The 22,849-nt window shown below is 61.3% G+C and carries 22 protein-coding genes; 16 read left to right on the top strand and 6 right to left on the bottom strand.

The window, feature by feature from the left end; all coding sequences use genetic code 11:
• Positions 1-251 precede the first annotated feature (251 nt).
• The 14 genes from FX984_RS19820 to FX984_RS19755 all read left to right on the top strand — a co-directional run bounded on the left by FX984_RS19820 (position 252) and on the right by FX984_RS19755 (position 14,035).
• The gene (locus FX984_RS19820) at positions 252-437 is read left to right on the top strand and encodes a DUF1127 domain-containing protein (RefSeq protein ID WP_027608005.1); all 186 of its coding nucleotides are present in this window, start codon (positions 252-254) and stop codon (positions 435-437) included.
• A 136-nt stretch (positions 438-573) separates the two neighbouring features.
• Positions 574-894 carry a DUF2388 domain-containing protein gene (locus FX984_RS19815; RefSeq protein WP_027608006.1) on the top strand — a complete coding sequence of 107 codons (321 nt, stop codon included), beginning with the start codon at positions 574-576 and terminating at the stop codon, positions 892-894.
• 105 nt (positions 895-999) lie between these two features.
• Positions 1,000-1,308, top strand: a complete 309-nt coding sequence (locus FX984_RS19810) for a DUF2388 domain-containing protein (protein ID WP_027608007.1) — start codon at positions 1,000-1,002, stop codon at positions 1,306-1,308.
• Between the two features lie 26 nt (positions 1,309-1,334).
• Positions 1,335-1,655: a DUF2388 domain-containing protein gene (locus tag FX984_RS19805; RefSeq protein WP_027608008.1), complete on the top strand. Its 321-nt coding sequence runs from the start codon at positions 1,335-1,337 to the stop codon at positions 1,653-1,655.
• Positions 1,652-3,613 carry a DUF7844 domain-containing protein gene (locus FX984_RS19800; protein ID WP_146476868.1) on the top strand — a complete coding sequence of 654 codons (1,962 nt, stop codon included), beginning with the start codon at positions 1,652-1,654 and terminating at the stop codon, positions 3,611-3,613. The genes FX984_RS19805 and FX984_RS19800 overlap by 4 nt, the downstream gene beginning before the upstream one ends.
• A gap of 313 nt (positions 3,614-3,926) precedes the next feature.
• A complete protein-coding gene (locus tag FX984_RS19795) occupies positions 3,927-5,234 on the top strand; it encodes a CitMHS family transporter (RefSeq protein WP_003170826.1) in 1,308 nt (435 codons plus the stop codon).
• Between the two features lie 68 nt (positions 5,235-5,302).
• The gene (locus FX984_RS19790; RefSeq protein WP_027608010.1) at positions 5,303-6,070 is read left to right on the top strand and encodes a TerC family protein; all 768 of its coding nucleotides are present in this window, start codon (positions 5,303-5,305) and stop codon (positions 6,068-6,070) included.
• Positions 6,071-6,282: 212 nt separating this feature from the next.
• On the top strand, positions 6,283-7,941 hold the full coding sequence (locus FX984_RS19785; protein ID WP_092356058.1) for a Na/Pi cotransporter family protein: 1,659 nt from the start codon (positions 6,283-6,285) through the stop codon (positions 7,939-7,941).
• A 57-nt stretch (positions 7,942-7,998) separates the two neighbouring features.
• Positions 7,999-9,381 carry a M16 family metallopeptidase gene (locus FX984_RS19780; protein ID WP_115488285.1) on the top strand — a complete coding sequence of 461 codons (1,383 nt, stop codon included), beginning with the start codon at positions 7,999-8,001 and terminating at the stop codon, positions 9,379-9,381.
• Between the two features lie 72 nt (positions 9,382-9,453).
• On the top strand, positions 9,454-10,485 hold the full coding sequence (locus tag FX984_RS19775) for a DUF5924 family protein (protein WP_027608013.1): 1,032 nt from the start codon (positions 9,454-9,456) through the stop codon (positions 10,483-10,485).
• A 53-nt stretch (positions 10,486-10,538) separates the two neighbouring features.
• Complete coding sequence (locus tag FX984_RS19770; protein WP_027608014.1) at positions 10,539-11,687, top strand: ABC transporter permease; 1,149 nt, start codon at positions 10,539-10,541, stop codon at positions 11,685-11,687.
• Positions 11,684-12,487 carry an ABC transporter ATP-binding protein gene (locus tag FX984_RS19765; RefSeq protein ID WP_027608015.1) on the top strand — a complete coding sequence of 268 codons (804 nt, stop codon included), beginning with the start codon at positions 11,684-11,686 and terminating at the stop codon, positions 12,485-12,487. The genes FX984_RS19770 and FX984_RS19765 overlap by 4 nt, the downstream gene beginning before the upstream one ends.
• 1 nt (position 12,488) lies before the next feature.
• Complete coding sequence (locus FX984_RS19760; protein ID WP_027608016.1) at positions 12,489-13,427, top strand: MlaD family protein; 939 nt, start codon at positions 12,489-12,491, stop codon at positions 13,425-13,427.
• A complete protein-coding gene (locus FX984_RS19755) occupies positions 13,424-14,035 on the top strand; it encodes an ABC-type transport auxiliary lipoprotein family protein (protein WP_108573570.1) in 612 nt (203 codons plus the stop codon). Before FX984_RS19760 ends, FX984_RS19755 begins: the two co-directional genes overlap by 4 nt.
• Positions 14,036-14,124: 89 nt before the next feature.
• Here the strand turns inward: FX984_RS19755 and FX984_RS19750 are convergent, their stop codons facing one another.
• From FX984_RS19750 to FX984_RS19730, 5 genes are all read right to left on the bottom strand, one after another.
• The gene (locus tag FX984_RS19750; protein WP_027608018.1) at positions 14,125-15,354 is read right to left on the bottom strand and encodes a nucleoside recognition domain-containing protein; all 1,230 of its coding nucleotides are present in this window, start codon (positions 15,352-15,354) and stop codon (positions 14,125-14,127) included.
• A 98-nt stretch (positions 15,355-15,452) separates the two neighbouring features.
• On the bottom strand, positions 15,453-16,784 hold the full coding sequence (gltP, locus tag FX984_RS19745) for a glutamate/aspartate:proton symporter GltP (protein ID WP_108573568.1): 1,332 nt from the start codon (positions 16,782-16,784) through the stop codon (positions 15,453-15,455).
• Between the two features lie 727 nt (positions 16,785-17,511).
• The gene (locus FX984_RS19740; RefSeq protein WP_027608020.1) at positions 17,512-17,979 is read right to left on the bottom strand and encodes an inhibitor of vertebrate lysozyme family protein; all 468 of its coding nucleotides are present in this window, start codon (positions 17,977-17,979) and stop codon (positions 17,512-17,514) included.
• 2 nt (positions 17,980-17,981) lie between these two features.
• The gene (locus tag FX984_RS19735; RefSeq protein ID WP_003170804.1) at positions 17,982-18,146 is read right to left on the bottom strand and encodes a DUF1328 domain-containing protein; all 165 of its coding nucleotides are present in this window, start codon (positions 18,144-18,146) and stop codon (positions 17,982-17,984) included.
• Positions 18,147-18,229: 83 nt separating this feature from the next.
• On the bottom strand, positions 18,230-18,514 hold the full coding sequence (locus tag FX984_RS19730; protein WP_146476869.1) for a hypothetical protein: 285 nt from the start codon (positions 18,512-18,514) through the stop codon (positions 18,230-18,232).
• A 378-nt stretch (positions 18,515-18,892) separates the two neighbouring features.
• Here FX984_RS19730 and algB point away from each other — a divergent pair, with 378 nt between their 5' ends.
• Both algB and FX984_RS19720 read left to right on the top strand, forming a co-directional pair.
• Positions 18,893-20,239 (top strand): sigma-54-dependent response regulator transcription factor AlgB, encoded by a 1,347-nt coding sequence (gene algB, locus FX984_RS19725; protein ID WP_027608022.1) that lies wholly within the window; start codon positions 18,893-18,895, stop codon positions 20,237-20,239.
• Positions 20,240-20,249: 10 nt separating this feature from the next.
• On the top strand, positions 20,250-22,037 hold the full coding sequence (locus FX984_RS19720) for a KinB sensor domain-containing domain (RefSeq protein WP_027608023.1): 1,788 nt from the start codon (positions 20,250-20,252) through the stop codon (positions 22,035-22,037).
• 8 nt (positions 22,038-22,045) lie between these two features.
• Here FX984_RS19720 and FX984_RS19715 read toward each other — a convergent pair whose 3' ends face one another.
• Positions 22,046-22,822: an N-acetylmuramoyl-L-alanine amidase gene (locus tag FX984_RS19715; RefSeq protein WP_027608024.1), complete on the bottom strand. Its 777-nt coding sequence runs from the start codon at positions 22,820-22,822 to the stop codon at positions 22,046-22,048.
• Between the last annotated feature and the right edge of the window lie 27 nt (positions 22,823-22,849).

Raw genomic sequence — 22,849 nt, 5'->3', positions numbered from 1 at the left:
GCTGGCCCTGACCCACCGGGTCCACAGCCAGCACTGATTTGTCAAAACAAAGCCCGCCCCGGGAAACCGGAGGCGGGCTTTGTTGTTTTCCGGGAGAGCCTTCTTTCCGTCCAAACAGAAGCCATTCATCCAAACCAGTACAGTTCAAAAAATATAACAGTTAAGCAGTACAATTAAACATTGGTGTATCTGTAACGGTCAGAGCCACTCGCCCACCATGGTGTTCCAGGACCTCACGAAAGGCGCTCACCATGGACACCCAACCCTCTCTCTATAAACGGCTGTTACACAGGACAGCTTCCACGCTGGCCAAATGGCTCCGCCACGCCTACGAACGCCGCCAACTGGCGCAACTCGATCTTCGAGAACTCTCCGATGTCGGCATCAGCCCGGGAGACCGAATGGCCGAGCTGTCCAAGCCGTTCTGGCGAGACTAGGCAGTCAAGAAGCTTTCCGAACGGATAAACAGCGGCTTAATATCCATGCACAACGTGGCGAACCGTTTAGAACAGGCGTCTGATCCCGAATGGCTGCCCTGCGCCACCTTATTCGTTCACCTACAGGAGTCACCCCATGTCCCGTATTCGCCTGCTGAGTGCTGCTGCCCTGCTGGCCCTGGCCACCAACGCCAGCGCATCCAGCTTCATCGTGACCACCGACTCCATCGTCGGCGCACTGAAGGCTACTTCCGACGCCACCTCCGATGCCACTTCGTCACTGCGGGATAACAAGGTCGTGCGCGCCGCCCGTGACGACGCAGCCAGCTTCGTCGCAAGCGAAGGCGCCATTCGTGGTGTGAAGCTGGAAAGCGCCCTGGCCCAGATCCGCCAACAGGCGCCGCAACTGAACACCGCGACTGACGCACAGCTGGCCCAAGCCATCCTGGCTATTTGAGTGAGTTGACACAAAGGGAGCGCCCGTCGCTCCCCGATGCCGCCGCACTGGCTCTCGCCCGGGCATTACGCTAGCCTTGGCGCTCGCTTTCAGTTGTCGAGTCCCATGGCTTTTTCATACCGCCTGCTAATAGTCCCTGTGTGTTTGTGTGCCAGCTGGTCGCCATTGGCTTCGGCCTTTGACCTGACCATCCAAGGTACCGTCGCGAGTGCGTACGCCACCAGCAAGGTGACCTCCGCGCCGTTCGACCGGAAAGTAGTCGTGGCGGCCCAGGATGATGCCGCTGCGTTTATCGCCACTGACGGCCAATGGCGGGGCGCACGGCTGGAATCCGCGCTGGATTACCTGCGCCGTACCCAACCAAAACTTAACGCCAGCGACCTTGAACTGGCGCAGGCAATTCTCGTCCAATAATCATCTTTGTATTTCGGAGTCATTCCATGCGTAGCCCGCTGATCGCCGCCACCCTTGGCCTGCTGTTGTTGGCCGACGTTGCCCAGGCACATACCCTGGTGGCCACCAGTAACATCATTGTTCGCGCCTCTGGCCGCACCATTGATTTCACTTCGGACACCACCACCTCCATCCGCGACTCCAAAGTCGTGCGCGAAGCCCACGATGACGCGGCCAGTTTCGTCGCCACCAACGGCGAGATCCGCGGCGCACAGTTGGAAGCCGCCTTCGACACCCTGCGCACCCGCCTGCCGGAAGCGCGCGATGCCAGCGACCAGACCCTCGCCGAAGCTATCCTCGCTCTGTGAGGCGCCTTGTCGCCTGGCTCCTGGCCGGGACTGTGCTGCTGTGTGCCAGCGCAGCCCAGGCCAGCCTGCAACTGCGGCTCAAGACAGATGGCTTGAGCCCGGCCGAACAGCAGGCCAGCCAGGCATTGCTCGATGAGGCGATGCGCTCGCTGCCACCGCGCTTCGTCGAGCAGTTGGACCGGCGCATCGATGTCGGCTGGACCGACAAGATGCCCGAAAATGCCTATGGCCAGGCTTCGTTGGTGTCCGAGCTGGACCTCAACCGCAACCTGCTCGACAGCCTGACCGACGGCAGCGCCGCCACGCAGAAAACCAATCGCCCCCACGGCACCGTGCGCCGGGAAATGCTCGCCACCGTCCTGCACGAACTGACCCACATCTATGACCGTGCGCGCCTGTGGCCCAAGGACGAACGCGCGCTGATCCAGCGTTGCAGCCGCCAGAACAACATCACCGGCCTGATCGGCCTGCCCGACCAATGTCGTGGCCAGAATGACCGGCGCTTCACCCTCAGCGATGACCCGCGCCTGCTGGACCTGGCGGGCTGGCCGCAATATGTCGGCCGTCGCGGTGAGCGCGAACAACACAACCGTCAGGTCGCGCGCAGCCCGGATATCTACGAAACCACCAGCCCGCTGGAATTCGTAGCGGTCAATATGGAGTACTTCCTCCTCGACCCAAGCTATGCCTGCCGGCGCCCCGCGCTGTTCCGCTATTACAAGGAACACTTCGGCTGGGCCCCACCGGAACAAGACACCTGCGCCAAGACCTACGCGTTCCTCAACGCCGGCAACGATTTCGCCAAGACCCCCCTGGGCCACGTCGACCCGGAGCGGGTCTACGAAATCGACTACCTGCTGGCCGAAGCCAACCAGAACCTGGTCAGCCGCTGGGGCCACAGTATGTTGCGCCTGGTGATCTGCGCGCCGGGCCGCCCCCGTGGGCCGGACTGCCGACTCGACCTGGACCAGCACCTGGTGCTGTCCTACCGCGCCTTCGTCGGCGATGTACAGCTGTCCAGCTGGGACGGCCTGGTGGGCAAGTACCCGTCACGGCTGTTCGTGTTGCCGCTGGCCCAGGTGATCGACGAATACACCAAGACCGAACTGCGCGGCCTGGCGTCCGTGCCGCTGAAACTGTCGCGCCAGGAGATCAACGACACCGTCGAGCACGCCGCTGAAATGCATTGGAGCTATGACGGCAACTATTACTTCCTGTCCAACAACTGCGCGGTCGAAAGCCTGAAACTGCTGCGCAGCGGCAGCGCCAACCCGCAGCTGACCGGCCTGGACAACATCACACCGAATGGCCTGCTGGAAGTGCTGCAAGCCCGTGGCCTGGCGGATACCAGCGTACTCAACGACAAACGCGAGGCCATGCGCCTGGGGTATCACTTCGACTCCTTCCGCGAACGCTACCAGGCCATGTTCGACGTGCTGCGCAAACATCTGCCGATCAAACAGACCCAGGTTGAAGACTGGCTGTCCCTCAGCGCCGAAGAGCGCCGGCAGTGGTTTGACCAGGCCGACCTGCGCACCAGCGCCGCACTGCTGCTGCTGGAACAGGCGAGCTTTCGCAAACAGCTGATGCTGGCCCAGGACGAAGTCAAGCAACGCTACCTCGGTGCACGCGAGCTGAAAAACGGCGGCATGGAGAAAGCCAACGCCACACTGCAGCAGATCCTCGCCAACAGTGGCTTCCTCAGCCGCCCGGCGGAACTGCTGGGCAGCGGTGGCTATGGCCTGCCGCAACCATCGGAAGCCAAGCGCCTGGAATCGGAAAGCGCTGAGCGCCAGAAGCAGCTGCAATCGCTCACCGGCGAGCTGGATAAAGAGGTGAGGGCGCTGCTGGAGCCGTCCCGCGCGGCCGAAATTGCCGCGTGTGAAGCCAACCTCAAGCAGGTGGGTGAACACCTGCGCAAACTGCACAAAGCAGCGGGCGGCCTCGAGCTGCCCTGAAGTACACGGAATAAACACATTCCAATGTGGGAGCAAGTCCCCTTCCACATTTGAATTGTGTACACCTGAAGACCGTACATCTTCCCACCACCAACTGTTTTGCCAACGAAAGCTGGCTGAAAGCTAACGCGTCTAGGATCGCCCCCAACTGCCGGCAACAGACCGGCTGTACACAACAACAATGGTGATCCCCGATGTCCGTCCGTACCCGCCTGTTCGCCCCAACTCCACCCGTACGCCTAGTGCCTTTCGTTCTGCGCTGACCCCACCCCGGTTTGCCATTCCCTAGCCGCGCTACGCCTGGAGTATTCCTATGCTGACTTTCCTTGGCTTTGCCATGGTCATCACGTTCATGTTCCTGATCATGACCAAGCGCCTGTCCGCGCTGATCGCCCTGATCATCGTGCCTATCCTGTTCGCGCTGTTCGGCGGTTTCGCACCGAAGATCGGCCCGATGATGCTCGAAGGCATTACCAAGCTCGCGCCGACCGGCGTGATGCTGATGTTCGCCATCCTCTATTTTGCCCTGATGATCGACTCCGGCCTGTTCGACCCGGCCGTGCGCAAGATCCTCAAGATGGTCAAGGGCGACCCGCTGAAGGTATCGGTCGGCACCGCGGTGCTGGCCCTGGTGGTGTCCCTCGACGGTGACGGCGCCACCACCTACATGATCTGCGTGGCCGCCATGCTGCCGCTGTACCAGCGCATCGGTATGAGCCCGCGGATCATGGCCGGCCTGATCATCCTCGCCGGTGGCGTGATGAACATGACCCCTTGGGGCGGCCCGACCGCCCGCGCCGCCAGTGCGCTGCACGTGGACCCCTCGGATATTTTCGTCCCGATGATCCCGGCGATGGCCGCCGGTGTGGTGGCGATCCTGGTGATTGCCTACATGTACGGCAAGCGCGAACGGGCGCGCCTGGGTGAGCTGCACCTGCAAGGCGACGAGATCGACCACAGCGAGATCAGCGTGTCGCAATACCCGGACGCCCGCCGTCCGAAGCTGATCTGGTTCAACGGTGCCCTGACCCTGGCCCTGATGTGCACCCTGATCGCCGGCCTGTTGCCGCTGCCGGTGCTGTTCATGGTGGCATTCAGTATCGCGATGATCGTCAACTACCCGTGCCTGCAACAGCAGAAAGACCGCGTCGCCGCCCACGCCGGCAGCGTATTGGCGGTGGTCGGGTTGATCTTCGCCGCAGGGATCTTCACCGGCATCCTGTCGGGCACCGGCATGGTCGATGCCATGTCCAAGAGCCTGCTGGCCGTCATTCCGGAAGCCATGGGCCCTTACCTGGCGGTGATCACCGCACTGGTGAGCATGCCGTTCACCTTCTTCATGTCCAACGATGCGTTCTACTACGGCGTACTGCCAGTACTCGCCGAAGCCGCCAGCCACTACGGCATCACCGCGGTGGAAATGGCCCGCGCCTCGATCGTTGGCCAGCCCGTGCACTTGCTCAGCCCGCTGGTACCGTCGACCTACCTGTTGGTGGCCCTGGCCGGTATCGAATTTGGCGATCACCAGCGCTTCACCCTGAAGTGGGCAGTCCTGGTATGCCTGTGCATAATGTTCGCCGCATTGCTGATGGGGATTTTTCCGCTGTTCAGCACTCTATAATCGTACCGACTCACTCACCGCGCGGCGCTGCAGCTTGCGCGGTTTAACACTTGCTCAAAGGAATACACATGGAATGGCTGACCAATCCGGAAATCTGGATTGCCTTCTTCACCCTGACGGCCCTCGAGATCGTCCTGGGCATCGATAACATCATCATGATTTCGATCCTGGTCAGCCGCATGCCCAAGCATATGCAGGCACGCACCCGGATCTTCGGCCTGGCATTGGCCATGGTCACGCGAATCCTGTTGCTGCTGTCGATCACCTGGGTCATGCGCCTGACCGACGACCTGTTCGTGGTCTTCGGCCAAGGCATTTCAGGCCGCGACCTGATCCTGTTCTTCGGTGGCCTGTTCCTGCTGTGGAAAAGCTCCCAGGAGATGTACCACGCCCTGGAAGGTGAAGACGAAACCCACGACGAACCCAAGGGCGCCGGTGGCAAGTTCATCTACACCATCATCCAGATCGCGATCATCGACATCGTGTTCTCCCTGGACTCGGTGATCACCGCCGTGGGCATGGTCTCCCATGTGCCGGTCATGGTTGCCGCGATCATTGTTGCCGTATTGGTGATGATGCTGGCCGCCGGCACCATCAGCGACTTCATCGACAAGCACCCGTCGCTGAAAATGCTGGCACTGTCGTTCCTGCTGGTGGTCGGTACCGTGCTGATCGCCGAATCCTTCGACGTGCACGTGCCAAAAGGCTACGTCTACTTCGCCATGGCGTTCTCGCTGGCGGTGGAAGCGGTGAACATCAAGATGCGCACCGCCATCGCGAAAAAGAAGAAACAGCAGGACCCTGTGAAACTGCGCAAGGACATTCCGGGTCAATAAACCCGAGCCAGACAAAAAAGGGGCTTTTATAAGCCCCTTTTTTTCATGCATAAAAAGCTGATTTCATGACAGTTTTGTTTCAATCCCCACTTTAGCTATGCGATGCTGGCGCCGAGCCCATTCGCCAACTACAGCTTAACTACAAGACGTAGAACGGCACGCGGCAACTTTCCTTCGCTCCTCTTGGAGCGCACCCACACGGGGGGCCGAGCATGCTGACCTTGCTCAATCTGCTTTCCGCCGTGACCCTGCTTATCTGGGGCACGCACATCGTCCGTACCGGCATCCTGCGGGTCTACGGTTCAAACCTGCGTCAAGTCATCGGGCAGAACATGTCCAAGCGCTGGCTGGCATTTGTCGCCGGCATCCTGGTGACTGCCATGGTGCAGAGCAGCAACGCCACGGCAATGCTGGTGACCTCCTTTGTCGGCCAGGGCCTGATGGGGCTGGTGCCCGCCCTGGCGACCATGCTCGGCGCCGACGTCGGTACCGCGCTGATGGCGCGGGTGCTGACCTTCGACCTGTCCTGGCTGTCGCCGCTGCTGATCTTTCTCGGGGTGATTTTCTTCCTGTCGCGCAAACAGACGCGGGCAGGGCAGTTGGGCCGGGTCGGGATCGGCCTCGGGCTGATCATCCTCGCGCTGCAATTGATCGTCGAAGCCGCCGGGCCGATTACCCACGCCCAGGGCGTGAAAGTACTGTTCGCCTCGCTGACCGGCGATATTTTGCTCGATGCCCTGGTCGGCGCCCTGTTCGCGATGATTTCCTACTCCAGCCTCGCCGCTGTCCTGCTGACCGCCACCCTGGCCGGCGCCGGGGTGATCGGCTTGCACGTGGCCATCGGCCTGGTAATCGGCGCCAACATCGGCAGCGGCGTGCTGGCCTTTCTCAGCACTAGCATGCAGAACGCCGCCGGTCGCCAGGTCGCCTTGGGCAGCCTGCTGTACAAACTGATCGGCCTGCTGCTGATTATTCCGGTACTCGACCCGTTGGTGCTGTGGATGGACGGGCTGGACTACAGTGCCCAAGGCATGGTCATCACCTTCCACCTGCTCTACAACGTCAGCCGTTGCCTGATCCTGCTGCCCACCATCGGCCCCATGGCCAGGCTGTGCGCCTGGTTGCTGCCGGAGCGGGACGAGGTCAACGGCAAGGCCCAACCGCGCCACCTGGACCCCACGGCCCTGACCACACCGAGCCTGGCCCTGGCCAACGCCGCGCGCGAAACCCTGCGCCTGGGTGATCTGATCGACAACATGCTCACCGCCATGCAGGAAGTGCTGCGCGGCAAACAGACAGCCATTACCCAGGAAATACGCAGCCTCAGCGATGATGTCGAGGCACTCTACAGCGCGATCAAACTCTACCTGGCGCAAATGCCCCGCGAAGACCTCAGCGAGCAAGACAGTCGGCGCTGGGCCGAAATCATCGAGCTGTCGATCAACCTGAAACTGGCCGGCGACCTGATCGAACGCATGCTGCGTAAAGTCCAGCAGCAGAAAACCTCCCAACGCCGCCAGTTTTCCGAAGTGGGCCTGGAAGAACTCACCGGCCTGCACAGCCAATTGATCGCCAACCTGCGCCTGGGCTTGTCGGTGTTCCTCAGTGCCGACCCGGAAAGCGCCCGCCAACTGCTGCGCGAAAAGCGCCGCTTCCGCGCCCAGGAACGCCGCCTGGCCCACGCCCACGTCAGCCGCCTGCAGCGCAAGATCGTGCAGAGCCTGGAGACCAGTTCCCTGCATCTGGAGCTGATTGCCGACATGAAACGCTTGAACTCGTTGTTTTGCAGCAGTGCTTATGTAGTCTTGGAAACGTCCGACACCGGCGCACTCTCCGCCGAAGATATTGCCGACATCACACATTCGCCCTGAACGTACGATGGCCCGTGAAGTCAGTTAAAGCTGACCTCACTCGCCAGGAAGCTTGTTATGCGTCGCCTGTTGTTCGCTTGCCTGCTCATGGGTTCTGCCCACGTCTTTGCCTTTGACCGCTTGCAGGTTGAGGGCTACACCTTGCCCAACGGCCTGCAATTGCTGCTTAAACCGGGCACCGAGCGCGGCCATGTGGCGATTCGCCTGGTGGTTGGCGTCGGCCTGGACGACTTCAGTTGCGAAGACAAGGAACTGCCGCACCTCCTTGAGCACTTGCTGTTCAGCGGTATCGACGGCGGCGGCGAAGGCGAGCTGGAAGACCGCATGCAAGCCCTGGGTGGCGAGTGGAACGCCTACACCAGCAACGCCGATACGACCTTTGTGATCGAGGCACCCGCGCAAAACCAGCGCAAGGTGCTCGACCTGCTGCTGGCGATCATCACCCGCACCCAGCTGACCGACGCCAATATCAACGCGGCCAAACAGGTAGTCGAGCGCGAAGACGGCGGTCATTACTCCCACCTGCAACGCCTGCTCGACCGCCAGGACCTGGGCCACACCGCCAGCAATCAACTGGCCATCGAGCTGGGGCTCAAATGCGCCGAGCGCGCCGAGGTCGATCACCTGACCCGCGACCAACTGGAGACGCTGCGCAAAAATTGGTACGCCCCCAACAACATGACCCTGATCATCGTCGGCGACCTCGACAAACTGCTGCCGGCCTACCTGGAGCGCACCTACGGTCAACTCGACCCGATCGAACCCAGCGAGCACCCGGCGCTGCCGCAGATCCAGCACGCCGCCGCCAGCCACCGCGACCTGATCCACGGCTGGGTGGGCGACAGTGCCAAACTGCACTGGCTGTTCCCCGAGCCGGTACTGGACGACCAGCATGATGAAACCTACGACCTGCTCAAGGATTACCTGGACTGGGCGCTGTACCGCCAACTACGCCTCAAGCATGGGTTGTCCTACGGGCCCTGGAGCGAGCGCGAAGTGCTCGGCGGCGTTGGCTTCCTCAGCCTGAATGCCGACCTCGAGCGGGACAACCTCCCCGAAGCCGAGCAGGTGCTGCAAGACCTCAAGGCGCAACTGCTCAAGGACGGCCTTGACCCAACGGTATTCGCGCGCCTCAAACAGGCCGCCATCGCCCGCCAGGCCTGGGCCGTGCAGGGCAACAGCGCGCTGGCCGACTATTATTGGAGCGCCTCGGGCGATTACGACAACGGCCACTTCAGCGACCCGGTCAAACGCATCAAGGCCGTGAGCCTGGAGCAGACCAGCCAGGCCATGCGCGAGTTGCTCAAGCAACCGGGTTACTGGCGCATCGAGAAACCACTCCTGAGCTACGACATGCTCAACTGGATCGGCGCCGGCGTCCTCGGGCTGATTGCCATTGCGTTGATCGGCGTGCGCCGTTATCGCAAACGGATCGCGTAATGAGGCACCGAACCCTGGCCTAAGACGTTATTCTGTCTGGGATTTTTTCCTACAAAGACTGCGAACCGCCGAATGCAAAACCTGACCCGCTTAATCACCCGCGTCCTCGAACTGATGAAGCGCTACCCAGGGGTGATTGCACTCGGCGGTTTTATCTCGGGTGTCTGCAGCTTCATCCTGGTAGATCGCCAGCAGGGCATGGCCAGTTGGATCGCGGTGATCATGCTGGTGAGCTGGCTGTGGCTGATGCTGGAAAACAGCTTTACCCAGCTGTTCACCAAAGTCTTCAAGCGCGAAATACCCGAACCCCTGCTGCGCTACGCGACCCAGATGATCCACCAGGAAAGTCTGTTCTTCGTGCTGCCGTTCTTTTTCGTCACCACTGCCTGGAACAGCGGCCAATCGGTGTTCACCGGCCTGCTCGGCGCGGCCGCGCTGGTGTCGATCGTCGACCCGCTGTACTACAAATGGCTGGCGCCCAAGCGTTCGTTGTTCCTCGCGTTGCACACCCTGACCCTGTTCGCCGCGCTGCTCACTGCGCTGCCGATCATCCTGCACCTGACCACCGCCGAAAGTTACAAACTCGCCCTCGGCGTCGCCATGGCCTTGTCGATTCCAAGCCTGGCGGTGAGCCTGCCGCTGCGCAGCCTCAAGGGCTGGGCGATGCTGCTGGGGGTAACGGCCGCCATTGGTTGCGCGGGCTGGTTCCTGCGCAGTTGGGTACCGCCGGCCACCTTGTGGATGACCGAAGTGGCGATCAGCACCCAACTGCAAGACCGCACGCCGGGTGACGACCTCAAGGAAGTCAGCGCCGCCCAACTGCGCAGCGGCGGGCTCTATGCCTACACCGCAATCAACGCGCCGCGCGGCCTGGATGAGCGGATCTACCACGTGTGGAAACTCAACGGCAAAGAGGTGGACCGCATCGCGTTGGATATCCACGGCGGGCGCAAGGAAGGCTATCGCGCCTGGACCCACAAGCAGAACTTCCCGCCCGATGCGGTCGGCCGCTGGCAGGTGAGGGTGCTGACCGAAGACGGGCAGGTCATCGGTGTGCTGCGCTTCAAAGTGACTGACGCAGCACAAACGGACAACCCAAAGTAGGCAGGATCGTGCTATTACGTAGGAATTGTGGATAGCAAACAAGCTCGGAGCTTATGACCAGTAGCACCACGGCCGGCACAGCCCACCTCGATACGTCCACCGCCCCCCCATTACTGCGGATTACAGGGGACTGGACGCTTGCCCACTACGCAAACCTGAAGAAGCTGTCGGACAAGCTCGACGGCCAATACGACGCCGGCGCGCGCATCGACCTCAATGGCCTCGGCGCCCTGGATACCGCCGGCGCCTCGCTGCTGGTGGAGCTGCTGGGGCCCACCCGTATCGAACAATCCGCCGAGCAGACCGACTGCAGCCTGTCCGCCGCCGACCGCGCGCTGCTCAAGACCGTCTACCGCTCCCTCAACGATTTTTGCGTGCCGGACAAAGCGCCGGAAGAAGCCACCGGCATTCAGGTGCTGGCGCGTATCGGCGCGGCCGTGGACAAGGTCTGGCAAGACAGCAAGCAACTGCTGGGCTTTATCGGCCTGATCCTCGAAACCTTTGCCCGGGGCATTTTCCGGCCCAAGCGCTGGCGCCTGACGCCGATGGTCGCCCATCTTGAACAGGTCGGCCTCGACGCCGCGCCCATCGTCGCGTTGCTGACCTTTCTGGTGGGCGCCGTCGTGGCGTTCCTCGGCGCTACAGTGCTCAAGAGCTTTGGCGCAACGATCTTTACCGTGGACCTGGTGGCGTTCTCTTTCCTACGGGAATTCGGCGTATTGCTCACCGCCATCCTGATTGCCGGTCGCACCGCCAGCGCCTTCACCGCGCAAATCGGCTCGATGAAGGCCAATGAAGAAATCGACGCCATCCGCACCCTGGGCCTGGACCCGATGGAGTTGCTGGTATTGCCGCGCGTGCTGGCGTTGCTGGTGGCACTGCCGATGCTGACGTTCATGGCAATGCTGGCGGGGATCGTCGGCGGCGGCGTGGTCTGCGCCGTGGCCCTGGACATCTCGCCGGCGATGTTCCTCTCGCTGCTGCAATCGGACATTGGCGTGCAGCACTTCCTGGTGGGCATGGTAAAAGCCCCGTTCTTCGCCTTCCTGATCGCCGCCATCGGCTGCCTGGAAGGCTTCAAGGTCAGCGGCAGCGCCGAATCGGTCGGCGCCCACACCACCTCCAGCGTGGTGCAATCGATCTTTGTGGTGATCGTGCTGGATGCGGTGGCCGCGTTGTTCTTCATGGAGATGGGCTGGTGAGTCGTCTGCACCGTGCGCCCACCGAGGCGGTGATTGAAGTGCGTGGCCTGTGCAATCGCTTTGGCAGCCAGCGCGTACACGAGCATCTCGACCTGGATCTGTACAAGGGCGAAATCCTTGCGGTGGTCGGCGGCTCCGGCAGCGGCAAGTCGGTGCTGCTGCGCAGCATCGTCGGCCTGCGCCGGCCCAGTGAAGGCGAAGTGCGGGTGTTCGGTAAGAACCTGCCGAGCCTGCCGGAACATGAACGCTCGCTGGTGGAACGGCGCTTTGGCGTACTGTTCCAGAAGGGCGCGCTGTTCTCCTCGCTGACAGTGACCGAGAACGTCGCGCTGCCGCTGATCGAACATGCCGGGCTCAGCCGCCGTGATGCCGAGCACTTGGCGGCGGTCAAGCTGGCCTTGGCCGGACTGCCGCTGTCGGCGGCCGACAAATACCCGGCCTCGCTGTCCGGCGGCATGATCAAGCGCGCGGCCCTGGCACGCGCCCTGGCGCTGGACCCGGACATCCTGTTCCTCGACGAACCCACCGCCGGCCTCGACCCGATTGGTGCGGCGCAATTCGACCAACTGATCCTGACCCTGCGTGATGCGCTGGACCTGAGCGTGTTCCTGGTCACCCATGACCTGGACACGCTCTACACCATCACCGACCGTGTGGCGGTGCTGGCGCAGAAGAAGGTGCTGGTGGCCGATGCCATCGATATCGTCTCGGAAACGGACGACGCCTGGATTCACGAATATTTCCACGGCCCCCGAGGCCGCGCGGCATTGGATGCCGCTCAACCGCTCAACGAGGTATGACATGGAAACCCGAGCCCATCATGTGATGATCGGTCTGTTCAGCGTGATCGTGGTGGTCGGCGCGATGCTGTTTGGCCTGTGGCTGGCCAAATCCAGCGTCGACAGCGCCTTCCAGGATTACGAAGTGATCTTCAACGAAGCGGTCAGCGGTCTGTCCCAGGGCAGCTCGGTGCAATACAGCGGGATCAAGGTGGGCGATGTCATCAGCCTGCGCCTGGACCCCAAGGACCCGCGCCGCGTACTCGCGCGCATTCGCCTGGCCGGCCAGACACCGATCAAGGAAGACACCCAGGCCAAACTCGCGCTGACCGGCATCACCGGCACCTCGATCATCCAACTCAGCGGCGGCACGCCGCAAAGCCCGGAGCTCAAGGGCAAGGACGGCAACCTGCCGGAGATCATCGCCTCGCCATCGCCGATCGCGCGATTGCTCAATAACAGCAACGACCTGATGACCAGCATCAACCTGCTGCTGCACAACGCCAACGACATGTTCTCCGCGCAGAATGTCGAGCGCCTCAGCAACACTCTGGACCATCTGGAACAAACCACCGGCGCGATTGCCGACCAGCGTGGGGATATCAAGGTGGTGATGCAGCAATTGATGCAGGTAAGCAAGCAGGCCGGGGCCGCCCTGGAGCAGACCACGGCGCTGATGCGCAACGCCAATGGCCTGCTCAGTGATCAAGGCAAGCAGGTCTTCGGCAGCGCCGAACAGGCGATGAAATCCCTTGAGCAAAGCACCGCCACCATCAATACCTTGCTCACCAACAACAAGGACTCGGTGAACAGCGGCATGCAGGGCCTCAACGAACTGGCGCCGGCCGTGCGCGAACTGCGCGAAACCCTCGGTTCACTGCGCGCCATCTCTCGCCGCCTGGAAGCCAACCCCAGCGGCTACCTGCTGGGCAGCGACAAGAACAAGGAGTTCACGCCATGAAGCGTGCTTACCAAATGATCGCCCCTGTGGCCTTGGCGCTGATCAGCGCCTGCTCGATCCTGCCCAAGGCGGATCCGTCGGACGTCTACCGACTGCCCTCGGCCCAGGCCGCCAACCAGGGAGCGCCGGTCAGTTGGTCGCTGCGCCTGGCAAAGCCGCAGACCAGTGAGTTCCTCGACAGCCCGCGCATCGCCGTGGTGCCCAATGGCGATTTGATCAGCAGCTATGCGAACTCACGCTGGAGCGACCCAGTGCCCGTGCTGCTGCGCAATCGCCTGATGGACGGGTTCCAGCGCGATGGACGCGTGACGCTGTTGAGCACCGACGACACCAACCTGCAGGCCGATTATGAATTGGGCGGGCAGTTGCAGGCGTTTCAGAGCGAGTACCGGGGCAGTGGGGTAGCGGTGGTGATCCGCCTCGACGCACGCCTGGTGCGTGGGAGTGATCAGCGGATTATTGCCAGCCGGCGGTTTGAAGTGCAGCAGGCGGTGACTGACACCAAAGTGCCGGCGGTGGTGGCCGGGTTTGGGTTGGCGGGAGATCAGTTGAACAGGCAGGTGGTGGAGTGGGTTGTTCAGCAGGGCAATGGTGCGGGGAAACGCTGAGGGCCTCATCGGGGGGCCCCCTCCCACATGTGGATCTGTGAACACATTCAAATATGGGAGGGGGCTTGCTCCCGATAGCTATTTAAGCTTCAGCCAAAGAACCAGTAGCACACCGCGATCGCTGCGACCACACCAGCAAACTCAGCCAGCAACGCGCACCCTACGGCATGCCGCGCCCGCTGGATGCCGACCGAACCGAAGTACACCGCCAACACATAAAAGGTGGTCTCCGTACTGCCCTGAATCGTCGCCGCCACCAACGCCGGGAAGCTGTCCACCCCCTGGGTCTGCATGGTCTCGATCAACATCGCCCGGGCCGCGCTGCCGGAGAAGGGCTTGACCATCGCCGTCGGCAAGGCGTCGACAAAGCGCGTGTCCATGCCCGTCCAGGCCACCACATGGCGAATGCCTTCGAGGCCCAGGTCCAGCGCGCCGGAGGCACGCAACACGCCCACCGCACAGAGCATCGCCACCAGGTACGGCAACAGGTTCTTGGCAACGTCGAAACCTTCTTTGGCGCCTTCGACAAATGCTTCGTAGACCTTCACCTTGCGCAGCGCGCCGATCAGCAGGAACAGCATGATCAGGCCGAACAACGTGAGGTTGCCGAGGATTGACGACAATCCCGCCAATGCGGTGGCCGAGAGGGTCGCCAGCAGGGCCATGAACCCACCCAGTACCAATGCGCCTGGAACCAGGTAGGCCAGCACCACCGGGTCCCACAGCCGCAGGCGCTGCATCACCGCCACCGACAGCAGGCCCACCAATGTGGATGCGCTGGTGGCCAGCAGGATCGGCAGGAATACCAGGGTCGGATCGGGCGCACCTTGCTGGGCGCGATACATGAAGATCGTCACCGGCAACAGGGTCAGGGAGGATGCATTGAGCACCAGGAACAGGATCTGCGCGTTAGTCGCCGTGTTAGGGATGGGATTGAGCTCTTGCAGCGCCTTCATGGCCTTCAGGCCGATAGGTGTTGCTGCGTTATCCAGGCCCAAGCCGTTGGCGGCAAAGTTGAGGGTGATCAGGCCAATGGCCGGGTGACCGGCCGGCACTTCCGGCATCAGGCGCAGGAACAGCGGGCCCAGGGCCTTGGCCAGCCATTCGACAATCCCGGCTTTTTCGGCGATCCGCAAGAAGCCCAGCCATAACGTCAGGGTGCCGAACAACAGCACCATCACTTCCACCGACAATTTGGCCATGGCGAAAATGCTTTCGACCATCGCCGCGAAAATCCCGGCGTTACCGCCCACCAGCCATTGCGCCAGTGCTGACACCATTGCCACGACAAAGAAGCCAAGCCACAGGCCATTGAGCATCAGTTGAATCCCCCGAAAGATGGGGCGAATGATAGCGGGGCTGGCAGAAACGACAAACCCCGGAATTATCCGAGGTTTGTGTCAGCGCAATCGTACTATCAGCCGCGAGTGATCTCGCCGGCCGGCAGCGCTTCCTTGGTGCGCCAGTGCGGCAGGGAGTTCCAGTAGCGCTCGCCCTTGGCGTCGTCGTACATGCCTTCCCAACGGGAGATGACCAGCACGGCCAGGGCGTTGCCGATCACGTTCAGGGCGGTGCGGGCCATGTCCATGATGCGGTCGACACCGGCGATGAACGCCAGGCCTTCCAATGGGATGCCCACGCTGCCCAGGGTGGCCAGCAGCACCACGAAGGACACGCCCGGCACACCGGCGATGCCTTTGGAGGTGACCATCAGGGTCAATACCAGCATCAGTTGCTGGCCAATCGACAAGTCGATGCCATACAGCTGGGCGATAAAGATCGCCGCGATGCTCTGGTACAGGGTCGAACCGTCTAGATTGAACGAGTAGCCGGTCGGTACCACGAAGCTGCAGATGGCCTTCGGCGCACCGTAGGCTTCCATTTTCTCGATCACGCGCGGCAGCACGGTTTCGGAACTGGCGGTGGAGTAGGCCAGCACCAACTCGTCCTTGAAGATGCGGATCAGCTTGAGGATCGAGAAGCCGAACAGGCGAGCGATCAGGCCCAGCACTGCAAAGGCGAAGAACAGGATGGCGACGTAAACCAGGATCACCAGCTTGGCCAATGGCAGCAACGAAGCGAAGCCGAAGTTCGCCACCGTCACCGCGATCAGCGCGAATACGCCGATGGGGGCGTACTTCATGATCATGTGGGTGACTTTGAACATGCTCTCGGACACGCCCTGGAACATGGTCACCAGCGGCTCGCGCAGATCCGGCTTGAGGCTCGACAGGCCCAGGCCGAACAGCACGGAGAAGAAGATGATCGGCAGCATCTCGCCACGGGCTACAGCGGCGAAGATGTTAGACGGGATCAGGTTGAGGATGGTCTGGATGAACGCATGCTCATGCTGCACCTCGGCGGCGGTCGCCTGGTACTTGGAAATATCGACGGTACCCAGGGTACTCATGTCGATACCTGCGCCCGGGTGGAACAGATTGGCCAGCAGCAGGCCTACCACGATGGCGATGGTGGTGACCACTTCGAAGTAAAGGATGGTTTTGACGCCGATGCGCCCGAGCTTTTTCGCGTCACCGACACCGGCAATGCCGACGATCAACGAGGAAATCACAATCGGGATCACGATCATCTTGATCAGGCGGATAAAGATATCGCCCGCTGGCTGCAACACATTGCTGATCCACCAGGCCTTCTCAGCACTGAAATGGTTGAGCACTGCGCCGATTGCGATCCCCAATACCAAACCGATGAGGATCTGCCAGGCGAGGCTTAGCTTTGCCTTCTTCATGTCATTACCCTTACTTCAAGTGAACTTAAGGCAAATGCGCCAGCTGCAACGCTCGAGAGCGAAAAAGTGTGTGCATCTGCCTCCATGGAAGGTCACCGCAGCATGGCCGAAATGGCTTACTGGCAGGCGAAAAAAGGCGCAACTATTCCCATGCAAGGGGACGACGTCTAATGCCGTAAACGCCTACCCCATGCCAAATCGGCATGACTTTTTTTCATAATAACTGTCCGAACGGTCAGTTCAAATGTGACATTTTGTCCGGTGAATATGCCGTGAACCGGCCAATTCAGGCTCGCGCAGAGATTTTGCAGGTCTTGGAGAGGTTGGCAGAAATGCCCGGGAACTCTGCCGTCGAGCGTCGGAAACGTCCTATGGCGCGCGCAAAACTTTCTCGATAGATGGTCGCCCCGACACACCCAGAAATGGTTGGTCGAAAGCAAAATCAGGATTTGCGGCTATGGGCAGCATAGGAGGCGGGAATAAGAGTCACAAGCCCGCCGCAAGTTCAGCAAGCCGTGGGCTTGTGAACCTGCGTCGCAGCTTTTCGCCTGACCCGGCCCTTGCGCAGGCACTCCCTGTGCCCGTAGGTCACGCCGATCCCGATTGATCAGAGCAACCCGGCCCCCTGGTCATGCATCACCCTTGGCGGGCAATGCAGACAGAAAGAAGCGCGGGGCTTCTTTCCATGGACGCTGATTGCGCAGACGACAGACGCGTCAGACGCAACCTAGTACCAATTCGGATCTTTCTTCAGCTGCTCCATGAGGAGCTTTTGCATGCCTTCGTCCGGCTTACCGATAAACCGGTAATCGGCGTGCCGCGTCGGGGACTTGTCCGCCGGCAAACCGGCCGGGACTTCCACCAACATGGCGTAGGCATCTTCCTTGTCGAGGCTGAAGGCGACGATCAGGCGCTTTTGGAGGCATGTATCCGCAGTTTCGCAGAGCGGCCCCACCAGGTACTTGTCGCCATCTTCTTCCACGGCATTCATTTGCTCGGCCGTGCCCGACAGGTTCATCACCCATTCCGGCAGGCGCTCTTCTTTCTTTACCACGCCTTGCCAGGTCTCGCGGTATTGCGGGTCCGCACTGAGCAATTCGTTGGCTCGGGATTGGCCGTCATTGGCGGCCATCGCCAAGCCGCTGCCGCCCAAGAGCAGGGCGGCAGCAATGGCTTTGAGGGACAAAGTGGTCATATTCAGCCTCGGCCGCGACGACCAAAGAAGAACGAAGCAATGAACATCACCAGGAAGACGACAAAGAGAATCTTGGCGATACCCGTGGCGGTGCCCGCGATACCACCGAAGCCCAGGACTGCAGCCACAATGGCGATGATCAGAAATGTGATTGCCCAACTCAACATGGTGATTCTCCTTACGCTTCTTTTAAGAGGTAACAGCGGTAGTGCCGGACGGGCGCTCGACATCAAGCGACCGACGTTCTTGCTTAAAACACCCAGCGCTCTTGAGTCGGCAGCTCGCCCAGGGTGGAATCCTGGTTGGCCACACGCAATTGCGGGGCGGTTACATCGGCGCTACGGGTGCCAATGGAACTGAAATGGGTCTGGGTCGTTACCGGACGGTCGAACGATGGGGCGTGCTGCTGACTCTGCTGCCATTGCTGCAACTGCTGGCCTGCAATCAGCGTGACCATCAGGGCCAGGCTGGCAAACAGCCCTTGTTGCAAGCGCAGTGGCGATACACGCAGTTGGCTGAGGCTTTGGCGAGTCATGCTGCATTTCTCCCACATTCTGATTATTCGTTGGGATAGCTATTGCAGAGCGCATGCCAGCTTTTTTATAAAATAAAAATTAATAAAATCAACAGCTTAAATATATGCATTAGGTAAATCGCCCAGCATCCTGCACGATGCCGCCTGCTACGCCGTGCGAAATGCACGATGGTCAGTGGTCGGATGAAGGGATAGAAAGCACGGAGGGTGGTGCCGAAGGGGCAGACAGCATGAAAACGCTGTAAGGCGGGACTTCGCAGGAAGCCGCGCAGATAGCTGCACGACATCGCCTTTTATCGATCAGAATAAACCATGCAACTTGCCCGATTATTCCGGGACTAAACACCATCATTTATATAGTTAAGGAGCGCGGGACAGATGGAATCAGCCAAGGAACTTCAAGGCCGCATTCTTTTAGTGGATGACGAGTCCGCGATCCTCCGCACCTTCCGTTATTGCCTGGAAGATGAAGGCTACACCGTCGCCACCGCCAACAGCGCCGCCCAGGCCGATGCCCTGATGCAACGCCAGGTGTTCGACCTGTGCTTCCTGGACCTGCGCCTGGGTGAAGACGATGGCCTGGTGGTATTGGCCCAGATGCGTATCCAGGCGCCGTGGATGCGCGTGGTGATCGTGACCGCCCATTCCGCCGTGGATACCGCCGTGGACGCAATCCAGGCCGGTGCCGCCGACTACCTGGTCAAGCCTTGCAGCCCCGACCAACTTCGCCTGGCCACCGCCAAACAGCTGGAAGTACGCCAACTTTCCGCGCGCCTGGAAGTATTGGAAGGCGCCGTACGCCAGCAGAAAGACGGCCTCGACTCCCACAGTCCGTCAATGATGGTTGTGCTTGAAACCGCACGCCAGGTGGCGGGTACCGATGCCAACATCCTGATCCTCGGCGAGTCCGGCACGGGTAAAGGCGAACTGGCCCGGGCCATTCACGGCTGGAGCAAGCGCGCGAAGAAATCCTGCGTGACCATCAACTGTCCGTCGCTGACGGCAGAACTGATGGAAAGCGAGCTGTTCGGCCATAGCCGTGGCGCCTTTACCGGCGCCAGTGAGAGCACGTTGGGCCGAGTCAACCAGGCGGACGGCGGTACGCTGTTTCTCGACGAGATCGGCGACTTTCCCCTCACTCTGCAACCCAAGTTGCTGCGATTTATCCAGGACAAGGAGTATGAGCGCGTGGGCGACCCGGTCACCCGTCGCGCCGATGTGCGTATCCTGGCCGCCACCAACCTGAACCTGGAAGACATGGTGCGCGACGGTCGCTTCCGGGAAGACTTGCTGTATCGCCTCAACGTCATCACCTTGCACCTGCCACCGCTGCGCGAGCGCAGTGAAGACATCCTCACCCTGGCAGACCGCTTCCTGGCGCGCTTCGTCAAGGAATACGCCCGCCCGGCGCGGGGCTTCAGTGATCAGGCGCGCGAAGCACTGCTCAACTATCGCTGGCCAGGCAATATCCGCGAACTGCGCAATGTGGTGGAACGCGCCAGCATCATCTGCCCACAGGAAAAGGTCGAAATCATCCACCTCGGCATGGCCGAACAACCGACCAATAACGCCCCGCGCATTGGCGCGGCGTTGAGCCTGGACGAGCTGGAGAAAGCCCATATCGGCGCCGTACTGGCCACCAGCGATACCCTGGACCAGGCCGCCCGCACCCTCGGCATCGACGCGTCGACCCTGTACCGCAAACGCAAACAGTACAACCTGTGAGCTGCACCCTATGAAGCTAGCGATGAAACTGCGCACTCGATTGTTCCTGAGTATCTCAGCGCTGATCACCGTCGCCCTGCTGGGTCTGATCCTGGGTCTGGTCAGCGTCATGCAAATGGCCAAGACCCAGGAGTCCCTGATTCGCAGCAACTTCGTCACGCTGGACCTGGGGCTCAAGCTGCGCCAAAGCCTGGGCGACCAATTGATCATGATGCTGGAACATCGCCCCGATCCGCAGGCATTGCAAAGCTCCAAGCAGCATTACTTCGACCTGCTGGACCAAGGCATCGCCCATGAGCAACGCGACGGCCATAGCCACGGCTTCAGCCAGGCGCGAGCCCAATACCAGGACCTGCTGGACGCCTTCGAGCAATCCCAGCAGGCGTCGCCACCACCGGGCAGCAAGGAAAAACTCACCGAAACCTTCAATGTGCTGCGCAACGGGCTGATTGCCGAACATAAGCAGGCCTTGGAAAACATCAGCACCAGCGAACACAAATCCCGCGCACGCGCCTTGCTGATCGCCGGTTTGCTGGGGTTGGTGGGCCTTGCCGTGCTGATCATCGGATTTGTCACGGCCCATGGCATCGCCCGGCGATTTGGCGGCCCGATCGAAGCGCTGGCAAAAGCAGCGGACAAGATCGGCCAGGGCGATTTTGAAGTGACGCTGCCGCTCTCTTCGGCAGCGGAAATGAACCTGTTGACCCGTCGCTTCGGCCTTATGGCCGAGGCGGTGCGCCAGCATCAGGCGACTAATGTTGACGAGTTGCTGGCCGGCCAGCAGCGCCTGCAAGCCGTGCTCGACAGCATCGACGACGGCCTGCTGATGATTGACCGCCAAGGCCGCCTGGAGCATCTCAATCCGGTTGCACAACGCCAATTGGGCTGGGACGAGGAACGCCTCGGCCAAGGCCTTGGCGAAGCCCTGGTGCGCCCGGAGCTGGATGAACAACTGCAACTGGTGTTGCGCGGCGGCACTCTGGAGCGCGCGCCGGAGGACCTGGAAGTCGAAGTCGAGGGCGAACTGCGCCTGCTGACCTACAGCCTCACCCCTGTCAGCCATACCCAGGGACATATCCTTGGCGCGGTGATGGTGCTGCATGACGTCACCGAACAGCGCGCCTTCGAACGGGTGCGCAGCGAATTCGTCTTGCGCGCCTCCCATGAACTGCGCACGCCGGTGACCGGCATGCACATGGCGTTCGGCCTGTTCCGTGAACGCGCGAAGTTCCCGCCGGAATCCCGTGAAGCGGACCTGCTGGATACGGTCAATGAAGAAATGCAGCGCCTGATGCAGTTGATCAACGACCTGCTCAATTTCTCGCGCTACCAGAATGGCCTGCAGAAACTCACCTTGGGCCCCTGCGACGTGACCGATCTGCTCGAACACGCCCGCGCGCGCTTTGCGGAGCCCGCCAATGCGCAACACATCGAACTGCTGGTAGAAGTGCAATCCGACCTGCCACGGCTGTATGCCGACCAGGCGCAATTGGAACGGGTGCTCGACAACCTGTTGGGCAATGCCCTGCGTCATACCGCCGACGGTGGGCAAATTCGCCTGCAGGCGCGACGTCATGGCGAGCGGGTGATTATCAGCGTCGAAGACAACGGCGAAGGTATCGCTTATGGCCAGCAAGGGCGCATCTTCGAACCCTTTGTCCAGGTTGGGCGCAAGAAGGGCGGCGCCGGCCTGGGGCTGGCGCTGTGCAAGGAGATCGTGCAATTGCACGGCGGCCGCATGGGGGTGTATTCGCGGCCGGGGCAGGGCACCCAGTTCTATATGGCGCTGCCCTTGTAGGCGCCAGCTTAGCGCCGGTTCAGGGCACGCAGGATGGCAGCACTTTCGGCATCCGGCACGCCATCGAACCGGGATGGCCGGAAGCGCATCTGGAACGCCGCGATCACATGGCGCGTGGCGACATCCAACTCACCCGTCTGGGGTGTCGGGTAACCGAGGAGCGCCAATTCTTCCTGGAACCAGGTAATGCTCGGCAATTCAGCGGCGTACTGCACCTGGAAACGGGCGACGGCCTGGGCATCCGGCCACACACTCAGGCCTTCATCGGCCAGGCGCTTCCAGGGGAACAGCGGCCCCGGATCGAGCTTTCGCAGCGGCGCGATATCGCTATGGCCGATGATGTTCCTGGGGTCGATGCCATTGCGCTTGCTGATGTCCTTGAGCAGCACCACCAGCGATTTCACCTGGGCCTCCGAGTACGGGTACCACAAGCGGCCTGTGGGGGTGTCCTTGTAGCCAGGGTTTACGATCTCGATGCCGATGGAGCTGGAGTTGAGCCAGGTACGCCCCATCCACTCGCTTTCTCCCGCATGCCAGGCACGTTGGCTCTCATCCACCAGCTTGTAGATGGTGGCACCGGCGTCGTCACCGATCAGGTAATGAGCGCTGACCTGGCCGTGGGTCAGCAGGGCGAGGGAACGCTCAAGGTTAGTGGAGGTGTAGTGCACGACCACGAACTGCACGCGATTGTCGTGGTTCGCCGAAGGGTGGCGGGTGTCCAGGCGCGGACCACTGGCGCAGCCGGCGAGCAGAAGAAATACACAGGCGAAGTACAAGGATTTCATGGCGGAAGACAGTACGCTGAAGACGAT

Origin of the sequence: Pseudomonas marginalis, assembly GCF_008692035.1 — a bacterium.
Taxonomy (GTDB): domain Bacteria; phylum Pseudomonadota; class Gammaproteobacteria; order Pseudomonadales; family Pseudomonadaceae; genus Aquipseudomonas; species Aquipseudomonas marginalis.
This window is presented reverse-complemented; position numbering and strand designations above follow the sequence as displayed.

Coding starts and splice junctions, on each gene's coding strand:
- FX984_RS19820 (WP_027608005.1), top strand. CDS start 252: ATGGACACCCAACCCTCTCTCTATAAACGGCTGTTACACAGGACAGCT.
- FX984_RS19815 (WP_027608006.1), top strand. CDS start 574: ATGTCCCGTATTCGCCTGCTGAGTGCTGCTGCCCTGCTGGCCCTGGCC.
- FX984_RS19810 (WP_027608007.1), top strand. CDS start 1,000: ATGGCTTTTTCATACCGCCTGCTAATAGTCCCTGTGTGTTTGTGTGCC.
- FX984_RS19805 (WP_027608008.1), top strand. CDS start 1,335: ATGCGTAGCCCGCTGATCGCCGCCACCCTTGGCCTGCTGTTGTTGGCC.
- FX984_RS19795 (WP_003170826.1), top strand. CDS start 3,927: ATGCTGACTTTCCTTGGCTTTGCCATGGTCATCACGTTCATGTTCCTG.
- FX984_RS19790 (WP_027608010.1), top strand. CDS start 5,303: ATGGAATGGCTGACCAATCCGGAAATCTGGATTGCCTTCTTCACCCTG.
- FX984_RS19785 (WP_092356058.1), top strand. CDS start 6,283: ATGCTGACCTTGCTCAATCTGCTTTCCGCCGTGACCCTGCTTATCTGG.
- FX984_RS19780 (WP_115488285.1), top strand. CDS start 7,999: ATGCGTCGCCTGTTGTTCGCTTGCCTGCTCATGGGTTCTGCCCACGTC.
- FX984_RS19775 (WP_027608013.1), top strand. CDS start 9,454: ATGCAAAACCTGACCCGCTTAATCACCCGCGTCCTCGAACTGATGAAG.
- FX984_RS19770 (WP_027608014.1), top strand. CDS start 10,539: ATGACCAGTAGCACCACGGCCGGCACAGCCCACCTCGATACGTCCACC.
- FX984_RS19760 (WP_027608016.1), top strand. CDS start 12,489: ATGGAAACCCGAGCCCATCATGTGATGATCGGTCTGTTCAGCGTGATC.
- FX984_RS19755 (WP_108573570.1), top strand. CDS start 13,424: ATGAAGCGTGCTTACCAAATGATCGCCCCTGTGGCCTTGGCGCTGATC.
- FX984_RS19750 (WP_027608018.1), bottom strand. CDS start 15,354: ATGCTCAATGGCCTGTGGCTTGGCTTCTTTGTCGTGGCAATGGTGTCA.
- gltP (WP_108573568.1), bottom strand. CDS start 16,784: ATGAAGAAGGCAAAGCTAAGCCTCGCCTGGCAGATCCTCATCGGTTTG.
- FX984_RS19740 (WP_027608020.1), bottom strand. CDS start 17,979: ATGACCACTTTGTCCCTCAAAGCCATTGCTGCCGCCCTGCTCTTGGGC.
- FX984_RS19735 (WP_003170804.1), bottom strand. CDS start 18,146: ATGTTGAGTTGGGCAATCACATTTCTGATCATCGCCATTGTGGCTGCA.
- FX984_RS19730 (WP_146476869.1), bottom strand. CDS start 18,514: ATGACTCGCCAAAGCCTCAGCCAACTGCGTGTATCGCCACTGCGCTTG.
- algB (WP_027608022.1), top strand. CDS start 18,893: ATGGAATCAGCCAAGGAACTTCAAGGCCGCATTCTTTTAGTGGATGAC.
- FX984_RS19720 (WP_027608023.1), top strand. CDS start 20,250: ATGAAGCTAGCGATGAAACTGCGCACTCGATTGTTCCTGAGTATCTCA.
- FX984_RS19715 (WP_027608024.1), bottom strand. CDS start 22,822: ATGAAATCCTTGTACTTCGCCTGTGTATTTCTTCTGCTCGCCGGCTGC.